This window comes from Microbacterium sp. SCN 69-37 (genome assembly GCF_001724435.1).
Lineage (GTDB): Bacteria > Actinomycetota > Actinomycetes > Actinomycetales > Microbacteriaceae > Microbacterium > Microbacterium laevaniformans.
Genome location: NZ_MEEL01000025.1, coordinates 46,969 through 62,150 on the forward strand (window position 1 = coordinate 46,969; position 15,182 = coordinate 62,150).

19 protein-coding genes are annotated in these 15,182 nt (G+C 70.7%); 15 read left to right on the forward strand and 4 right to left on the reverse strand.

Annotated elements, in window-relative coordinates; translation table 11 throughout:
• Window positions 1-43 precede the first annotated feature (43 nt).
• The 4 genes from ABS64_RS06530 to ABS64_RS06545 all read left to right on the forward strand — a co-directional run bounded on the left by ABS64_RS06530 (window position 44) and on the right by ABS64_RS06545 (window position 3,922).
• Complete coding sequence (locus ABS64_RS06530; RefSeq protein ID WP_292681968.1) at window positions 44-1,354, forward strand: UDP-glucose/GDP-mannose dehydrogenase family protein; 1,311 nt, start codon at window positions 44-46, stop codon at window positions 1,352-1,354.
• 3 nt (window positions 1,355-1,357) lie between these two features.
• The gene (locus ABS64_RS06535) at window positions 1,358-1,747 is read left to right on the forward strand and encodes a hypothetical protein (protein WP_292681970.1); all 390 of its coding nucleotides are present in this window, start codon (window positions 1,358-1,360) and stop codon (window positions 1,745-1,747) included.
• A gap of 106 nt (window positions 1,748-1,853) precedes the next feature.
• Window positions 1,854-2,525, forward strand: a complete 672-nt coding sequence (locus ABS64_RS06540; RefSeq protein WP_292681974.1) for a G5 domain-containing protein — start codon at window positions 1,854-1,856, stop codon at window positions 2,523-2,525.
• Between the two features lie 86 nt (window positions 2,526-2,611).
• Entirely contained in the window at window positions 2,612-3,922 is a 1,311-nt protein-coding gene (locus ABS64_RS06545) for an HNH endonuclease signature motif containing protein (protein WP_292681977.1), read from the forward strand.
• A gap of 67 nt (window positions 3,923-3,989) precedes the next feature.
• On the opposite strand, the gene ABS64_RS06550 is transcribed toward ABS64_RS06545, so the two are convergent.
• Window positions 3,990-4,325 (reverse strand): DUF4406 domain-containing protein, encoded by a 336-nt coding sequence (locus tag ABS64_RS06550; protein ID WP_292681978.1) that lies wholly within the window; start codon window positions 4,323-4,325, stop codon window positions 3,990-3,992.
• Between the two features lie 20 nt (window positions 4,326-4,345).
• On the opposite strand from ABS64_RS06550, the gene ABS64_RS06555 reads away from it, so the two are divergent.
• From ABS64_RS06555 to ABS64_RS06570, 4 genes are all read left to right on the forward strand, one after another.
• On the forward strand, window positions 4,346-4,600 hold the full coding sequence (locus tag ABS64_RS06555) for a hypothetical protein (RefSeq protein WP_292681980.1): 255 nt from the start codon (window positions 4,346-4,348) through the stop codon (window positions 4,598-4,600).
• Between the two features lie 328 nt (window positions 4,601-4,928).
• Window positions 4,929-5,180: a hypothetical protein gene (locus ABS64_RS06560; RefSeq protein ID WP_288120133.1), complete on the forward strand. Its 252-nt coding sequence runs from the start codon at window positions 4,929-4,931 to the stop codon at window positions 5,178-5,180.
• Window positions 5,177-5,353, forward strand: a complete 177-nt coding sequence (locus tag ABS64_RS06565; RefSeq protein ID WP_288120135.1) for a hypothetical protein — start codon at window positions 5,177-5,179, stop codon at window positions 5,351-5,353. The genes ABS64_RS06560 and ABS64_RS06565 overlap by 4 nt, the downstream gene beginning before the upstream one ends.
• A 22-nt stretch (window positions 5,354-5,375) precedes the next feature.
• Entirely contained in the window at window positions 5,376-5,825 is a 450-nt protein-coding gene (locus ABS64_RS06570) for a hypothetical protein (protein ID WP_292681986.1), read from the forward strand.
• Here ABS64_RS06570 and ABS64_RS06575 read toward each other — a convergent pair.
• Complete coding sequence (locus tag ABS64_RS06575; RefSeq protein ID WP_292681989.1) at window positions 5,734-6,600, reverse strand: CPBP family intramembrane glutamic endopeptidase; 867 nt, start codon at window positions 6,598-6,600, stop codon at window positions 5,734-5,736. The two genes, ABS64_RS06570 and ABS64_RS06575, sit on opposite strands and share 92 nt — an antisense overlap.
• A 324-nt stretch (window positions 6,601-6,924) precedes the next feature.
• On the opposite strand from ABS64_RS06575, the gene ABS64_RS06580 reads away from it, so the two are divergent.
• Both ABS64_RS06580 and ABS64_RS06585 read left to right on the forward strand, forming a co-directional pair.
• Window positions 6,925-7,182: a hypothetical protein gene (locus ABS64_RS06580; protein ID WP_292681991.1), complete on the forward strand. Its 258-nt coding sequence runs from the start codon at window positions 6,925-6,927 to the stop codon at window positions 7,180-7,182.
• Entirely contained in the window at window positions 7,179-7,874 is a 696-nt protein-coding gene (locus tag ABS64_RS06585) for a response regulator transcription factor (protein ID WP_292681993.1), read from the forward strand. Before ABS64_RS06580 ends, ABS64_RS06585 begins: the two co-directional genes overlap by 4 nt.
• Before the next feature lie 152 nt (window positions 7,875-8,026).
• Here ABS64_RS06585 and ABS64_RS06590 read toward each other — a convergent pair whose 3' ends face one another.
• The gene (locus ABS64_RS06590; protein WP_061682872.1) at window positions 8,027-8,506 is read right to left on the reverse strand and encodes a VanZ family protein; all 480 of its coding nucleotides are present in this window, start codon (window positions 8,504-8,506) and stop codon (window positions 8,027-8,029) included.
• A 134-nt stretch (window positions 8,507-8,640) separates the two neighbouring features.
• On the opposite strand from ABS64_RS06590, the gene ABS64_RS06595 reads away from it, so the two are divergent.
• From ABS64_RS06595 to glmM, 5 genes are all read left to right on the forward strand, one after another.
• Window positions 8,641-10,338: an ATPase gene (locus ABS64_RS06595; protein WP_292681996.1), complete on the forward strand. Its 1,698-nt coding sequence runs from the start codon at window positions 8,641-8,643 to the stop codon at window positions 10,336-10,338.
• A gap of 127 nt (window positions 10,339-10,465) precedes the next feature.
• On the forward strand, window positions 10,466-11,404 hold the full coding sequence (locus ABS64_RS06600) for a UTP--glucose-1-phosphate uridylyltransferase (RefSeq protein ID WP_292681999.1): 939 nt from the start codon (window positions 10,466-10,468) through the stop codon (window positions 11,402-11,404).
• 392 nt (window positions 11,405-11,796) lie between these two features.
• Window positions 11,797-12,243, forward strand: coding sequence for a 50S ribosomal protein L13 (gene rplM / locus ABS64_RS06605; protein ID WP_005050409.1), 447 nt, complete (start codon window positions 11,797-11,799; stop codon window positions 12,241-12,243).
• A gap of 27 nt (window positions 12,244-12,270) precedes the next feature.
• Window positions 12,271-12,768, forward strand: coding sequence for a 30S ribosomal protein S9 (rpsI, locus tag ABS64_RS06610; RefSeq protein WP_061682875.1), 498 nt, complete (start codon window positions 12,271-12,273; stop codon window positions 12,766-12,768).
• A gap of 6 nt (window positions 12,769-12,774) precedes the next feature.
• A complete protein-coding gene (gene glmM, locus ABS64_RS06615) occupies window positions 12,775-14,118 on the forward strand; it encodes a phosphoglucosamine mutase (protein ID WP_292682004.1) in 1,344 nt (447 codons plus the stop codon).
• A gap of 118 nt (window positions 14,119-14,236) precedes the next feature.
• On the opposite strand, the gene ABS64_RS06620 is transcribed toward glmM, so the two are convergent.
• Window positions 14,237-15,178 carry a Ppx/GppA phosphatase family protein gene (locus ABS64_RS06620; protein WP_292682006.1) on the reverse strand — a complete coding sequence of 314 codons (942 nt, stop codon included), beginning with the start codon at window positions 15,176-15,178 and terminating at the stop codon, window positions 14,237-14,239.
• Window positions 15,179-15,182: the final 4 nt, after the last annotated feature.

The window sequence follows — 15,182 nt, forward strand, 5'->3', positions numbered from 1 at the left end:
TTCCACCTCCGCTCGCGCACCGTCCCCCCAACTTGGAGCTCCTATGAAGCTGTCCGTCATCGGTTGTGGTTACCTCGGCGCGGTGCATGCTGCGGCTATGGCGTCCATCGGTCACGAGGTGGTCGGTATCGACGTCGACCAGCGGAAGATCGACGCGCTCTCCAAGGGACAGGCGCCGTTCTTCGAGCCGGGACTGCAGGAGATCCTGACGGCGGGGATTGCAGCGGGCAACCTGCGCTTCACCACTGACATGGCTGAGGCCGCGGGCGCGAAGGTCCACTTCGTCGGTGTGGGAACTCCGCAGCAGAAGGACAGCTACGCCGCCGATCTCACGTACGTCAACGGCGCGTTCGACGGGTTGCTGCCGTACCTCGCGCCGGGTGACATCGTCGCCGGAAAGTCGACCGTCCCTGTCGGCACCGCGGCAAGCCTGGCGCCGCGGGTGTCGGAGACGGGCGCCACGCTCGTGTGGAACCCCGAGTTCCTCCGCGAGGGATTTGCTGTGCAGGACACCGTCGACCCCGACCGCCTGGTCGCGGGCGTGCCCGCCGGTGACGAAGGGGAGGTCGCGGCATCCGTGCTGCGTGAGGTCTACCACCCCTCCATCGCAAAGGGCACGCCGTTCATCGTCACCGACTACGCGACTGCCGAACTGGTCAAGGTGTCGGCGAACGCCTTTCTCGCGACCAAGATCAGCTTCATCAACGCCATGGCAGAGATCGCCGAGGTCACCGGCGCGGATGTGACGCAGCTTGCGGACGCCATCGGCCATGACGTTCGCATCGGACGCCGCTTCCTCGGTGCCGGCATCGGATTCGGCGGCGGGTGTCTGCCGAAGGACATCCGCGCGTTCTCCGCTCGTGCAGAGGAGCTCGGGCGCGGTGAGTCGGTCGCGTTCCTCCGTCAGGTCGACGAGATCAACCTGCGCCGCCGCGAGCGCGCCGTGCAGCTCGTTGTCGACGGGCTCGGGGGATCGGTGTTCGAGAAGAAGGTGACGGTGCTCGGCGCAGCCTTCAAGCCGCACTCCGACGACATCCGCGACTCTCCGGCCCTTGACGTCGCCGTGCGCCTGCACGGGCTCGGCGCCAACGTGACGGTCACCGACCCGGCGGCGATCGAGAATGCCCGCCGCATCCACCCGCAGCTCACCTATGTCGAAGACCGCGACGAGGCCATCCGAGACGCCGACGCTCTCGTGCTCGTCACCGAGTGGGACGAGTACCGTCGCCAGCTGCCGCCGGAGCACGCGTCGTCGCTCACCGACGGCCGCGTCGTCGTGGACGGCCGCAACGGGCTCGACGCGGCCGCGTGGCGCGCCGCGGGGTGGGCGTACTACGGGATGGGGCGGCCCTAACGCGTGACGTTCATCGCAACGATCGTGCTGGCGTTGGCCTCGGTTTTCCTGGTCTTCGCTGACGGCCCGATCTCGCGTCGACGCGACCGCGATGACATCCCGCCGCTCTCGCCCGTGCTCAGTGGGTTGTCGGCTGCGGCATCCGTCGTCGCTGTCGTCGCCGCGGCGATCAGCATCGCGCGCGCCTTCGATCCTGCTGCGCAGCCGGGTGACGACCTCGCGATCGCGGTGACCATCGTCGCGTTCGTCGCCTTCGTCTGCGGCTTCGCGCCGGCCCTCGCCGCGGTGCGCCCCCGCAATCCTCAGACCTGGGGCACCTGGATGACCACCATCGCCTTTCTCGCGTCCGGTGCCGTGCTGACCATCGGCGCCGCGAGCGATCTCGCTGCCTGAGGATTTTTCACGGTACCGCTCCCATTGCCGTGATGACGCGGGTCGGAGTACGTGGACGGCGCACGTCGCCGAGAAGACCGGGGCCGCGGCATCCGCAGACATCGCGGTGACGGCGGCGGCGGCGAAGACTCCACGGCGGGGGCTCTCTCGTCGCACGAGCATCATCGTCGGCGCTGCGGCGGTGCTGGGCATCGCGCTCGTCGGGGGAGCGGTCAACGCGGCCACGGTCGCCGTACGCTCGGCGGGCGAACAGAACGGTGCGGTCGCGTTCGTCGCGACGACCGGCACGGCAGCGGCATCCACCCCCACCCCCACGCCGACGCCGACGCACACGCCGGTCGTCACCACCCGCGACGAGGCCGTCACCGAAGCCGTACCGTTCGACCGCACGTCGGTGGACGACTCCACGATGGCGCAGGGACAGAGCGCGGTCACGACCGCGGGACAGAACGGTGAACGCACGCGCACCTACCGCGTCACCCTCACCGATGGAAAGGAGACGAAGCGTGAACTCGTCTCCGACACCGTCACCGTGCCGCCTGTCACCGAGGTGACCTCCGTCGGCACGTATGTCGAGCCGGCCGCCCCTCCGCCCGCCGCCGCGCCCGGAGGCTGCGACCCGAACTATGCCGACGCCTGCGTGCCCATCGCCAGCGACGTCGACTGCGCGGGCGGAAAGGGCAACGGTCCCGCCTACTTCGAGGGCGTCGCCCGCGTCGTCGGCCGTGACATCTACAAGCTCGACGGCGACTCAGACGGTTGGGCCTGCAACGGCTGACGCGTCGCGCCGGGGGAGAAGGCGCGCGCCCTGTGCGGGATCTCTTCATTCGAACAAATGTCCGAGGGTGTCGCTACCCTTGAGACATGGAAGAGACCACGCCGATGAGCGAAGACAGCGACCAGCTGTCGGCGCTTGCGGCGCTGGTCGCCGAGACCGAGACGGTGCTGGCAGAGGTCTCGGCGGCGCAGGTCGCTGAGGTGAAGCTGCTCGCGCGGGCCGGCCAGCTCGCCGAGCGTCAGGCCGCCACCCAGCGGGGCTCGGTGCGCGTGCATGACATGGCCCTGCGTTCGATCGCCGCCGAGCTCGGCGGTGTCATGCGGGTGACCGACCGCACGGTGCAGCAGCGCATCGGAGAGGCGCGCGAACTCGTCGAGAGCTACCCCGCCACCCTCGACGCGTGGGCGGCCGGGCGCCTCACCCGCGCCCACGTGCGCGTGATCCTGGATGCCGGGGCGTGCGTGCCTGCCGATCGCAAGGCCCCGTTCGAGGCGGAGGCGATTCGGCTGTGCGCCGGCGACACCCCCAACCGGGTGCGTTCCGCGGTCGAGATCCTCGCCGAACGTTGCGCCGAGCGCTCATTCACCGAACGGCACGCGGAGGCGAGCCGCGGCCGACGGGTACGGGTGGTGCCGGGCGCCCAGGGCATGTCCGATCTCATCGCGACGGTTCCGACCATCATCGCGGAAGGGGTCATGGACCGCCTCACGCAGCAGGCGACGGTCATCATCAATGCGCGCACTCCCGTCGACGACGATCCGCGCACCACCGATCAGGTGCGTGCCGACGTGCTCAGCGACCTGCTGCTGACGGGCGCGCCGGCGCTCGATCCGACCGCGTACGGCGACGGGCCGGGAACGCTCGGCGCCATCCGCGCCCAGGTGCAGGTCATCGTGCCCGCCCTCACCCTGCTCGGCGCCGACGACGGCCCGGTCGACCTGGTCGGGCGCGCACCCATCGACGCCGACACCGCGCGGTGCCTCGCTGCCGAGACCCACTCCCTCGCACGCGTGCTCACCGATCCCGTCGACGGCACCGTCATCGCGGTCGACCGGTACCGCACCGCCGGACCGCAACGGCGATTCCTGCGCGCCCGCGACCAGCACTGCCGTTTTCCCGGATGCCGCCGCGCGGCCATCCGCTGCGAGATCGACCACACCATCGACCATGCCCGAGGTGGACCTACCGCGCTGTGGAACCTCGCCCACCTGTGCCAGCGGCACCATTCGATGAAGCAGTTCACGGCGTGGAGGGTGCGACAACATCCCGGCGGCGTTCTGGAATGGACATCTCCGACCGGCCGCCTCTACCGTGAAGACGCACCCGTGCCGCCGGTCGCGTTCGTCGTGAGTCCCGCGCCACCGCCGGTGACGGCCGACTCCGTACCGCCGTTCTGATCCGCACGCTGGCTGTCCGGCATGCCGTGCACCGGCGCGCGGTCGTCAGAACCGCGGCGCGGCGGCGTCACGACAGCGGTGCGGCGCCCTCCGACGGAGTCGACGCCGTCACGCCCGGCACATCCTCGAGGGCGTAGTACACCGGCAGGCCGCGCGCCTCGGCGATCGCGACGTCCCGATCCGCACCGCGCGACGCTCCCGGCAGGCGCAGCACCGCATCGCAGCGCTGCAGCAGGCGCTCCGCCGTCGGGTACATCACCTCCGCCGCCAGCGGGTCGGCCGGGCCCGTCGCCCCCGCACTGTCGAGCACCGGCAGCGCCACCCATTCGCCGATCATCGGCAGATGACCGGCTCGAAACAGCGGCCACGCCGCCGTCTCGAGCCGTTTCAGGTTCTTCGCCATCAGCGCGGGGTCACTTCTTCGTGGGCGTCACCGGCATCCACCCCACCGCCGGCCTCACCACCGGCGACGCCGACGAAGCCGCCATGAAACGCGCGCTCGCCGCCCGCGCCGCCGACACCTACGTGCTCGGCAGCGACGAGAAGATCGGCACCGCCTCTCGCTACGGCGTGCTCGCCCTCGACGCCGTCACCGCGATCATCGCCGACGTCGCCGACGCCGACCCGACCGCGCGCGAGCTCACCGCCCAGGGCGTCACCCTGCTTCACACGCGCTGACTCAGACGGCGATCATCACGAGGCTCGCGATCGTGCCGACCGGATGATCCGGCCGCACCGACAGCGTCGCCGGATTCGCCCGCACCGCATGGCGGGGGCGAACGCCGGGTCTCGCGTCGTCGGGCGGTGATCGTCCGCGCCCATGAGATGCGCCAGCTGGCGCCGTCGCTCCTCGTCCGTCGTCCGCGCCCCGCCGGGCGCCGCGCTGATCCCGGAACGGGCGGGCAATGATCGACATCGCGCTGCTCCGCCCCTTCGCCCACCCACGTCGTATACGGAATCGCGTTGCCCGCCGACGCCACGTGGTGCAGGATCTGCGGGCATCCTCGTGCTCTCCGCGTCGGACTCGATCAGCACCCTCCTGGAGGTTCCGGGCAGCGAGGCCGCCGGGTGGGGCTTTCTCTCCAAGAACTCCTCGCTGTCGGCATCCGCGCTCGTCTACGCCATCCGCGCCGTCGCCGCCGGGCGCACCGTGCTCGATCCCGCGATCCGCGCTCAACGCGAGATCCGCCGCAACAGCCCGCTCACCCGGCTCAGCCGGCGCCAGCGCGAAGTGGTCGCCCTCGTCGCCGAGGCGTGACCAACGCGGCGATCGCCGCCCGGTTGGGCATCTCGCCCCGCTCCGTCGACACGCACCTCAATGCGGCCTGCGGCCTGCTCGGCATTCCGGCCCGTCGCGAGCGCAACCCGCGTGTCGAGGCGGTACGCAGCTACCTGCAGCGCACGACGTCGCCCTGGACCTCGGCGGGATGACCCGGTCGGGCTCGCACCGGCCGTGCGTGCGCTCGTCGTGCGCCTGGCGCCGTCGGTGGCCGTCACGGCGCCCGACGACGCCGTCTTCTCGGCTTTTCAGAGCCGTCTCTCCCACGAAGCCCGCGTTCTGGTGGTGCGGGTCATCGAGGACGCCCTCTCCAACGCGCTTCGCCACGGCTCGGCCGACCACGTCGTCTTCTCGGCGCGCGAGAGCGGCGGCATCCTGCTCGTCGTGGTCGGCAACAACGTCTCCGCGCCGCCGGCGACACCGGCGCCGTCGGGGCTGGCGCGCCTTCGGCGACGAGCGCAGGTGCTCGGCGGACAGCTCGTGCTCGAAACGCTCCACGGCGGGCGCTCGCGCACCGGCGCCCGCCTGAAGCTCACGCTGCCGCTGAGCGAGGAGAGTGCCGGGGATGCCGCGCCATCCGCCGGCGCCACAGCAGCACCGCGCACACCGCACCCTGCACCATGACGACGGCGCTGATCGTCGACGCGATCACCCCCGCAGACTGATCCGCCGCGGTCAGCAGATCGAAGCCGGCGTGCCAGAGCACCACGGGCACGATGCTCCACCCTGCGCCGGCCGTCATCCACGACAACACGAACGATCCGAGCACCAGGGTCAGCATCCACCCGACGATGCCCGCGCCCATCGCCTGATACGTCGGATTGAAGAAGAACGCCGGAGCGTGCCAGACGATCCAGACCGCGGCGACCAGCACCGACGCCCAGAACACCGTGACGCGCTCCGCGAGCACGGGAAGCAGCCATCCGCGCCACCCGGCCTCCTCGCCGAGGCCGAACGTCGCCGCCCACACCAGTGCGACCAGAGGCCAGGGCACGCCCGGCAGCTTTGCGGTGGTGCCGAAGGCGACCGGGTCGGGCCAGCCGCCCGCGGCGAACGCGGCGGCGAAGTAGCCGATCAGGTAGTACAGCACCGGCATCCCCAGCGCGGCGAACCACCAGAACCCACCGAACCGCAGGCGCAGGATGCGTCGTGCCCACCTCACCACGGCCGCCGGCCCCGCCGCGAACCAGGTCGCCGCTACGGCTCCGACCGCCGGTCCCGCCGACGCGACGAAGAAGGTGGCCGGCACGGTGTCGAGCGTGCCCGACGGCGCGGTGCGTGCGTCGACGAGAAGCGGCAGCCACAGCCCCCAGGTGACGGCGAAGGTGACGCCCAGGAACACCGCCACGGTGCCGCGCCGCGCGGGCGCCGCGATCCCCGCCGGTGGGTACACGCTCATACCGTCGAGTCAACTCCGCCCCTCGCGGCACAGCCAGCGGTCGCGGCCGTGTCAAAGCGTCGTCGCGGGAACGCTCCCAGTCCGACCGCGCGATCGCCGGCGTCTGCGCCCCTACGTGCTTCCACGTAAAACTCTCGTGAAATCGCGGATATCGGACGATGCGCTCTTTCGCGCTGCGACACAATGATGCTGCGTCCGGTCTTGGGGCCGGCGCGACCGACCCGTTTCTGGGAACGGAGCACTTTCTGCAGCGCTGCGCCTCCCTCGCCGGATGCGCCGGGCCTGCGGTCGGCGGGTCGCATCTTGGGGAAATGAGGAGTGACGATGAGTCGAGCCGGCGACGCTCGCATTGTGGAGATCTACGTCAACGCGCACTGGCAGCCCGCGCCCTCGCGCCGTTACCTCGACCCGCCCACGGCCCGCCAGCTGCGCGCCGAGGGCATCACGATGGTGCGCGTCGCCCCCAGCCTCTGGAGTCGCCTCACCGGCCGCGCGGCCGGTCTCGCCGGCCGCGACATCTCCGTCGCCCGCTACCTCGCGACCGCCACGCACCGCGGCGGCGACGCCACCAGCCGGGCGTGACCGACCGGCCGCGCTCGGTGCGCGTCCTCGTCGTGGAAAGGCAACCCCTCCTTCGAGATCTGCTCGCACGCCTCATCGATCAGCAGTCGGGCATGCGTGCCGTCGCGCTCTGCGACTCTGCCCGCGCCGCCATCGAGGCGACCGAACGTGCGATCGATGTGGCCCTCATCGGCCCGCACGTTCCCGACGGCGGCGGGGTTCCGCTCGGCGAAGCTCTGCGTGCCCGATCGAGCCGCCTCGGGATCGTCGTGCTCGCGGCGCCCGAAACGCGGGATCTCCTGCGCCGCGTGCCGGCGCAAGACGCGGCCGGCTGGGCCGTGCTCTCCAAGAACCTCTCGCTCACGTCCCCGGCTCTCGTGTACGCCCTCACGTCGGTCGCCGCCGGGCGCCGCGTGCTCGATCCCGCCATCCGGGCGGAGAGCGTCGAATGGCGCGAGAGCCCGCTGTGCCGCCTCAGTGCCCGCCAGCGCGAGGCGCGATCCCTCGTCGCCGAGGGTCTCAGCAACACGGCGATCGCCCGGCGACTGGCCCTTTCGCCCCGCTCCGTCGAGTCGCACCTGCGGGCGGCGTACGCCGTGCTCGGCGTGGGGTCCGACCCCGCACGCAATGCCAGAGTCGATGCCGTGCGCGCCTATCTCGCGCACGGGGGAGCCGAGCGCGAGACCGCGATGGGTGAGATTCCTCTCATCTAGCCCCACGAGCCGCCCCGGGTGGTCGATGATGGGCGTGCCCCATCCCCATGCGGTGACGAACCCCAGATGTCACCAATGGAAGGCGGTCGCCCTGCCCCTGCCGGGGGGCTGGCGCGGGGCGACCGCATCCCTCCGTCGGGCACGCGGCGCACTTACGTCGTCGGACGCTCCGCCCGCGCCCGCGCGAGCGTCTCCGCGAAGACGGCGAGCACGATGCCCAGGCAGGCGCCGGCCGTGTTCGCGATGATGTCGAGCACGCTCGGTGTCCGCGCGGACAGCGCGATGGCCTGGCCGGTCTCGATCGTGACGGTCGTAAGGAACGCGATCGGCATCACCAGCCACCGATCGCGCGCGAGAATCAGCGTCAGAAGGAAACCCAGCGGCACGAACAGCAGGATGTTCGCGCCGAACTCGATCCGCGCGTAGGTCAGCAGCGGGAAGAGCCGCGTCACCGCTCGCAGCAGTGGCCCGGCCCCGGAGTCGACGGGAACGGGCCAGAACGCGATCAGCGCGAGCGCGATCACGTACGCTGACAACCATGCCCGGGCACTTCGCCCCCACCGCGCCAGTCGCGTCTGCCAGGTCGGCGCGAGACGCCGACCGAAGGGGGCAGAACCGGCGTCTTTCGTCATCGGGCTTCCCTTCTACCGGGTCGCCCCGTCGCGACGAGAATACCGGCGGATTATAAGGAATTCCCTCTCCCCTCCATGTAGACGAATGGCTACACTGACTACTACTTGGGGGTAGGAATGGTGGGGTTGAGCTGATGGCCCGGCGTGAGCCGCGCGCGATCGACGTGGTGTCAGCGTATTGGGACACCGCCGGAAGTGGCCGCTTCTTCACGCGCTGGAGCGCGGTCGTGTCGCTGCCCGTTTCGGCGCTTCTGCTCGTCGCCATCGTGGAGGGCACCCGTGACGGCTATGTGCAAGGCATTGCCGCGGCTGTGCTCAGCTGGGTCGTCCTCGCCCTTCCCGTTCTCGCCGTGGCTGCCGCCGAACGCCGAATGCGCGATCACCGCTCTCGTGCGCTCCTGGTCACCGTCACGCTGCTGCTCGTCGCGACCGCGCGTCCGATCCTCAACGAGACGTTCATCCACCTCCTCTACAACGGCCGCTCCGGCGGCGTGTGGGCGGCGCGCATCGGCACCAACGTCATCGTGGCTTTCGGTCTGTTCACCCTCGTCGCGATCATCACCACCCAGTATCAACAGACGCGTGCGACCGCCGACCGTCTTGCCCACGCCCTGGGTCGCTTGGATGCCGCGACCAAGCAGGTCGTCACCGGCGACCGTGACGCACGTCTGGTCATCCGGAGCCTCGTCGCGGAGCTTCGGGCCGAGCGCGACGCGATGCTGGCGCGGGTGATCGACTTCGACGCCGTGCGCGACTTCTCCGAACGCGTGCGCGCCGCGAGCCACCGCCTGGAGGAGATGGCCGCCGCCAGTGCGCCGGTTCCCGCGCTGTCGGTGCCGCGGTCTCGCGCCACTCGGCACCGTCACGGGCTCGAGCGGCTCCAGCCGACGCCGCTGCTGTGGGTCGGGGCGCTCTACCTGCTCATGGCTGCGCCGTATCTGCTGACGGTGGGAGACGTCTTCGACGTGGTCATCGCGGGCGTCGCCGTCTTCCTGCTCGATCTCGCCGCCGGTGCCGTGCTTCGCGCATTGCCGGGCGACGTCCGCCGTGGCCGAGGAGCGATCTTCCTGCTCGTGTGGACGTTGGCGGGAATGACGTCCGCGGTCGTGGGGCGTCTCCTGCTGCCGGACACCGGGGCGCTGATGATCATCCCCGTGTTCGCGATGCCGCTGACAGCCATCGTCCTCTCCCTCGCGATCGACACGTATCGGTGGGCACGCACCGACGAGGCCGATGCCACCCGAGAGCTCGCCCGCGCCGCGGGCGAGTTCGCCGACCGCGTGCGGCGAGCGCAGGCTCCGTTGCTGCATGCGGCATCCACTCTCCACGGGCGCGTGCAGGGGCTCTGCGTGATCTTCGCCGCTCGCGTCGACGAGAATCCGCCGACGGCCGACGACATCGCGCAGTTCCGTGTCGACACCGACCGGGCGCTCGACGAGGTGCTCGTGCCCGTGCCGACGTCGGAGATCGAGACGGTGGGCGCCTTGCGGCGGATGCTGGCGGGGTGGGAGCCGATCATGGTGCTGGAGACCCGCATCGACGACGCCGCGGCGTCGGCCGTGGACGGTGCCGAGGCCGCCCCCATCGTCTCGGAGGTCGTCAACGAGGCCCTCGTCAACGCGGTCAAGCACTCCGGTGCGCGCGCGGCACGGATCGACATCTCCACGGATGCCGGGGGAGACCTTCACGTGCGCGTCGCATCGGCCGGTGAGCTGCCTCGCGCGGTCATGCCCATGCGGCCCTTCGCGGGACGAACGCTCCTCTATCAGGACGGGCGCGAGGTCGTGCTCGAATCGACCGTGCCGACGACCCGGATCGCCGCCCCGGCCTGAGTCGGCACGTCATCTGGCCGTCGCCCGGCCGACACAGAGCGATCTTCTGCGGGCGCTATGCTCGCCGTACGCGCGCGTCGCTGCGCGCCTCGGAGCAGACCCCCCTTCACGCCCCGCAGGAGATCGCATGTCCCTTCGCTACAAGGCCGTCATCCCCGCTGCGGGCCTCGGCACGAGGTTCCTTCCCGCCACCAAGGCGATGCCCAAAGAGATGCTGCCCGTCGTCGACAAGCCGGCCATCCAGTACGTCGTCGAAGAGGCGGTGGCCGCCGGCATCCGCGACGTGCTCATCATCGTCGGCCGCAACAAGAACAACATCGCCAACCATTTCGACTCGGTCCCCGAGCTCGAGACGGCGCTGACGACGAAGGGCGACAGCGCAAAGCTCGGCAAGGTCGCCCACTCGTCGCAGCTCGCCGACATCCACATCACCCGTCAGGGCGAACCGCGCGGGCTCGGGCACGCCGTGTCGCGAGCGGCCTCGTACGTCGGCGACTCCTCGTTCGTCGTCATGCTCGGCGACGACCTCATCGATGAGCGCGACCCGCTCCTTCCGACCATGCTCGCGGTCCACGAGCGCACCGGCGGTGCCGTCGTCGCGCTCATGGAGGTCGATCCCGAACAGGTCCATCTCTACGGTGTCGCCACCGTCGGAGCTCGCGGCGATGACGGATCGGTCCGCATCCTCGACCTCGTCGAGAAGCCCGCCCGCGAGGTTGCCCCCTCCAACCTCGCTGTCATCGGCCGCTACGTGCTGGGTCCGGAGGTGTTCGGAGTGCTCGCGCACACCGAGCCCGGCAAGGGCGGCGAGATCCAGCTCACCGATGCCCTCCGCGAGCTCGCGGCCGATCCGGACGGGCCCGGCGTGTACGGCGTCGTCTTCGGCGGGCGCCGCTACGACACCGGCGACCGGGTCGACTACATCAAGGCGATCCTGCAGCTCGCCTGCGACCGCGACGACCTCGGGCCCGAGCTGCGTCCGTGGATCAAGCAGTTCGCCGCGGGCCTGGATTCCGTGACCGATTCTCCGGCGCAGCCTGCGGTGGAGACGGCCTCCGACCGGTAGTCTGGTGACCGACAACACAGGAACAGTGAGCCTCGCCCGCAGCGCCTGTCCCCCCAACCCCCGGTAGTGTCCCCACACGACCGGTTGGCGGTCGCCGACCCCCCGCGTGCGGCCGCCGCGACCGAGGAGTCGGAGTATCCCTTCGGCTCCTCGGTCGCCCTTTTTTCACGGGACGTTGTGAACCATTCCGTCCGCGTCCTCTCGGCGGGTTTGGCTGTGATGAGCGCGTAGCGTAGACTCTCCCTTTGGTGCTCGTGCTGCCTGCGGCCGACGCCACGAACGTGAGCCCTCCACTGGCGTGTTCACCTGTCCGTATCTCGTGTGCGCGCAGCGAACCACCCCGGAGCGGGATTCACGAACCTCTCCGTTCGAATCAAGAAAGCAGCACTACTGTGACGCGCACCTACACCCCCAAGGCCGGTGAAGTGACCCGCGAGTGGGTCGTCATCGACGCGACCGACGTCGTTCTCGGACGCCTCGCCTCGCACGCCGCCGCCATCCTCCGCGGCAAGCACAAGCCCACCTTCGCGAACCACATGGACACCGGTGACTTCGTCATCGTCGTCAACGCCGAGAAGGTCGCCCTCACGGGTCAGAAGCTCCAGAAGAAGATGGCCTACCGCCACTCGGGCTACCCGGGTGGGCTCACGGCCACCTCCTACGCCGAGCTCCTCGAGAAGAACCCGGTCCGCGCCGTCGAGAAGGCGATCCGCGGCATGCTCCCCAAGAACAGCCTGGGTCGCCAGCAGCTGTCGAAGCTGAAGGTCTACGTGGGCGCCGAGCACCCGCACGCGGCCCAGCAGCCCACCCCGTACACCTTCGGCCAGGTCGCTCAGTAAGCGCGCCGAGAGATATAAGGACAACTCATGGCGAAGATCGCTGACTCCATCGAAGAGAACACCCTCGGCAACGCGGAGAGCTACACCACCGAGAGCGCTCCGGTCGAGGCCGCTGCCGCGCCCCGCCCGGTGCTGTCGGTTCCCGGTGCCGCCGTCGGCCGCCGCAAGCAGGCCATCGCGCGCGTCCGCCTCATCCCCGGCTCCGGCACCATCACGGTGAACGGCCGCACGCTCGAGGACTACTTCCCCAACAAGCTGCACCAGCAGCTCATCAACGACCCGTTCACGGTGCTCGACCTCGCGGGTGGCTACGACGTCATCGCCCGCATCTCCGGCGGCGGCCCCTCGGGTCAGGCCGGTGCGCTGCGTCTGGGCATCGCCCGCGCGCTGAACGAGATCGACGCTGAGAACAACCGCCCGACCCTGAAGAAGGCCGGCTTCCTCTCGCGCGACGCCCGCGTCAAGGAGCGCAAGAAGGCCGGTCTCAAGAAGGCCCGCAAGGCTCCGCAGTACTCGAAGCGCTAAAGCTTCATGGCGCTGTTCGGGACGGACGGTGTGCGGGGCCTGGCCAACGGCCCCCTCACCGCCGACCTCGCGCTCACCCTGGCCCAGGCGACCGCCGTCGTCCTGGGCCAGGGCCGTATCGCCGAGGCGCGAAAGGCCGCGGGCAAGCGGCTCACCGCCGTGATCGCGCGCGATCCTCGCGTGTCCGGTCAGTTCCTGTCGGCGGCCGTCGAAGCGGGGCTCGCCTCGTCGGGCGTCGACGTCCTCGACGCCGGAACGCTGCCCACGCCGGCGGCTGCCTACCTGATCGGCGACATCGACGCCGACTTCGGCGTCATGATCTCGGCATCCCACAATCCTGCCCCCGACAACGGCATCAAGATCTTCGCCCGCGGCGGCGTCAAGCTTCCCGACGAGGTCGAGCGACGCATCGAAGAGGCGATGGCGGGGGAGAAGCTGCGTCCCACCGGTGGCGACGTCGGGCGCGTGGTGCGCTTCTCGGATGCCGAGGACCGCTACGCGATCCACCTGCTCGCGTCCCTGCCGCACCGCCTGGACGGGCTGCACGTCGTGCTGGACTGCGCGCACGGCGCGGCATCCGGTGTCTCTCCCGAGACGTTCCGCAACGCCGGGGCGAAGGTGACGGTCATCGGCGCCGACCCCGACGGCGTCAACATCAACGACGGCTACGGATCGACGCACCTCGAGAAGCTGTCTGCGGAGGTCGTGCGCACCGGCGCCGACGTCGGCATCGCGCACGACGGCGACGCCGACCGGTGCCTGGCGGTGGATGCCGAGGGGCGCGTGATCGACGGTGACCAGATCATGGCGATCCTCGCCGTCGCGATGAAGCGCGACGGGCGGCTCAAGAACGACACGCTCGTCGCGACCGTCATGAGCAACCTCGGGCTGCACCGCGCGATGGCCGCGCAGGGCATCGCCGTGGAGCAGACCGCGGTCGGCGACCGCTACGTGCTGGAGCGGATGAACGAGGGCGGCTATTCGCTCGGCGGCGAGCAGAGCGGTCACGTCATCATGAGCCGCTACGCCACGACCGGCGACGGGGTGCTGACAGGACTGCACCTGTGTGCCGAGATGGCGCGGACCGGGCGCTCGCTGGCGGAGCTCGCGTCGGTCATGACGGTCTTCCCGCAGGTGCTCATCAACGTGCGCGGCGTCGAGCGCTCCCGCGCGACCGACGCCGACGTCCTCGCCGGAGTTCAGGTCGCCGAAGCGGCTCTCGGGGACAGCGGGCGGGTACTGCTGCGCCCGTCGGGGACCGAGCCGATGGTGCGGGTTATGGTCGAGGCGGCGTCGCACGACGATGCGCAGCGCATCGCCGAAGATCTCGCCGACATCGTCCGCGGTTGAGGCGGCGATCGGCGCAGATTACGCGCCGGCAAAAGGGGTGCGCGGCCCCTCCGTCAGCGTCCCCCCGCACCCCCCACGACGGAGGGGTCGCTCCCTTCTCGACGGGCAGCGGCGGCGCTCAGGCCGGCTCCTTCCAGCTCAGCGACTCGATGTACCGCAGCAGCACGCCTTCGCGCAGCGCCCAGGGGCTCACCTCGAGCTCGTCGACCTCGAGTGCCGTCATCGCCGTGTGCAGCACGACGGCGGCGGCGACGATCTGGAAGGTGCGGTCGGCCGTGATGCCCGGCAGCTCCTGGCGGGCGGATGCCGGGATGCGCGCGAGGCGCGGAATCCACGAGCCGAGCGCACCGCGCGGCAGCAGCATCCGCTCGCTCCCGCTCCACCCGGGCGCGGGGTAGCCGGCGAGTTTGGCGAGGGAGCGGATCGCCTTCGACGAGCCCACGACGTGGTTCGGCCGGGGCTGACCGGCCATGCCTGCGGCCACGGGCGCGAGCACGCCGCGCGCGTGCTCGCGCAGCACCTCCACGGCCTCCTCGCCGGGCGGGTCGTGGGGGAGGAACTCCACGGTGGTCCGTCCCGCGCCGAGCGGCACCGACGCGGCGACGTCGGGGAGCTCGTCCGCGCCGGCGGCGATCTCCAGCGATCCCCCGCCGATGTCGAACAGCAGGATCTGCCCCGCCGACCACCCGAACCAGCGGCGCACCGCGAGGAACGTGAACCGCGCCTCCGACTCGCCGCCGAGCACCTGCAGCTCCTGGCCGAGCGCGGCCTCGATGCGCGCGATCACCTCGGCGCCGTTCGCGGCCTCGCGCACCGCGCTGGTCGCGGTCGCCAGCAGCTCCACGACGTTCTCCGCCTGGGCGACGGCACGGGCCTGGGCGACGGCATCCACGAGCGCCTGAACGCCCGCCTCGCTGATCGCGCCGTCGGGTTCGAGATAGCGCATGAGGCGCAGCACCGTGCGCTGGCTCGTCGTGGCCTGGGGGCGTCCGCCGGGATGGACATCGGCGACGAGCAGGTGGACGGTGTTCGAGCCGATATCGAGGACTCCGAGACGCATGGGT

What these genes read in the sequence shown, in the direction of transcription:
- ABS64_RS06530 (WP_292681968.1), top strand. Translation starts at nt 44, where the DNA reads ATGAAGCTGTCCGTCATCGGTTGTGGTTACCTCGGCGCGGTGCATGCT.
- ABS64_RS06545 (WP_292681977.1), top strand. Translation starts at nt 2,612, where the DNA reads ATGGAAGAGACCACGCCGATGAGCGAAGACAGCGACCAGCTGTCGGCG.
- ABS64_RS06550 (WP_292681978.1), bottom strand. Translation starts at nt 4,325, where the DNA reads ATGGCGAAGAACCTGAAACGGCTCGAGACGGCGGCGTGGCCGCTGTTT.
- ABS64_RS06575 (WP_292681989.1), bottom strand. Translation starts at nt 6,600, where the DNA reads ATGAGCGTGTACCCACCGGCGGGGATCGCGGCGCCCGCGCGGCGCGGC.
- ABS64_RS06580 (WP_292681991.1), top strand. Translation starts at nt 6,925, where the DNA reads ATGAGTCGAGCCGGCGACGCTCGCATTGTGGAGATCTACGTCAACGCG.
- ABS64_RS06590 (WP_061682872.1), bottom strand. Translation starts at nt 8,506, where the DNA reads ATGACGAAAGACGCCGGTTCTGCCCCCTTCGGTCGGCGTCTCGCGCCG.
- ABS64_RS06595 (WP_292681996.1), top strand. Translation starts at nt 8,641, where the DNA reads ATGGCCCGGCGTGAGCCGCGCGCGATCGACGTGGTGTCAGCGTATTGG.
- ABS64_RS06600 (WP_292681999.1), top strand. Translation starts at nt 10,466, where the DNA reads ATGTCCCTTCGCTACAAGGCCGTCATCCCCGCTGCGGGCCTCGGCACG.
- rpsI (WP_061682875.1), top strand. Translation starts at nt 12,271, where the DNA reads ATGGCGAAGATCGCTGACTCCATCGAAGAGAACACCCTCGGCAACGCG.
- glmM (WP_292682004.1), top strand. Translation starts at nt 12,775, where the DNA reads ATGGCGCTGTTCGGGACGGACGGTGTGCGGGGCCTGGCCAACGGCCCC.
- ABS64_RS06620 (WP_292682006.1), bottom strand. Translation starts at nt 15,178, where the DNA reads ATGCGTCTCGGAGTCCTCGATATCGGCTCGAACACCGTCCACCTGCTC.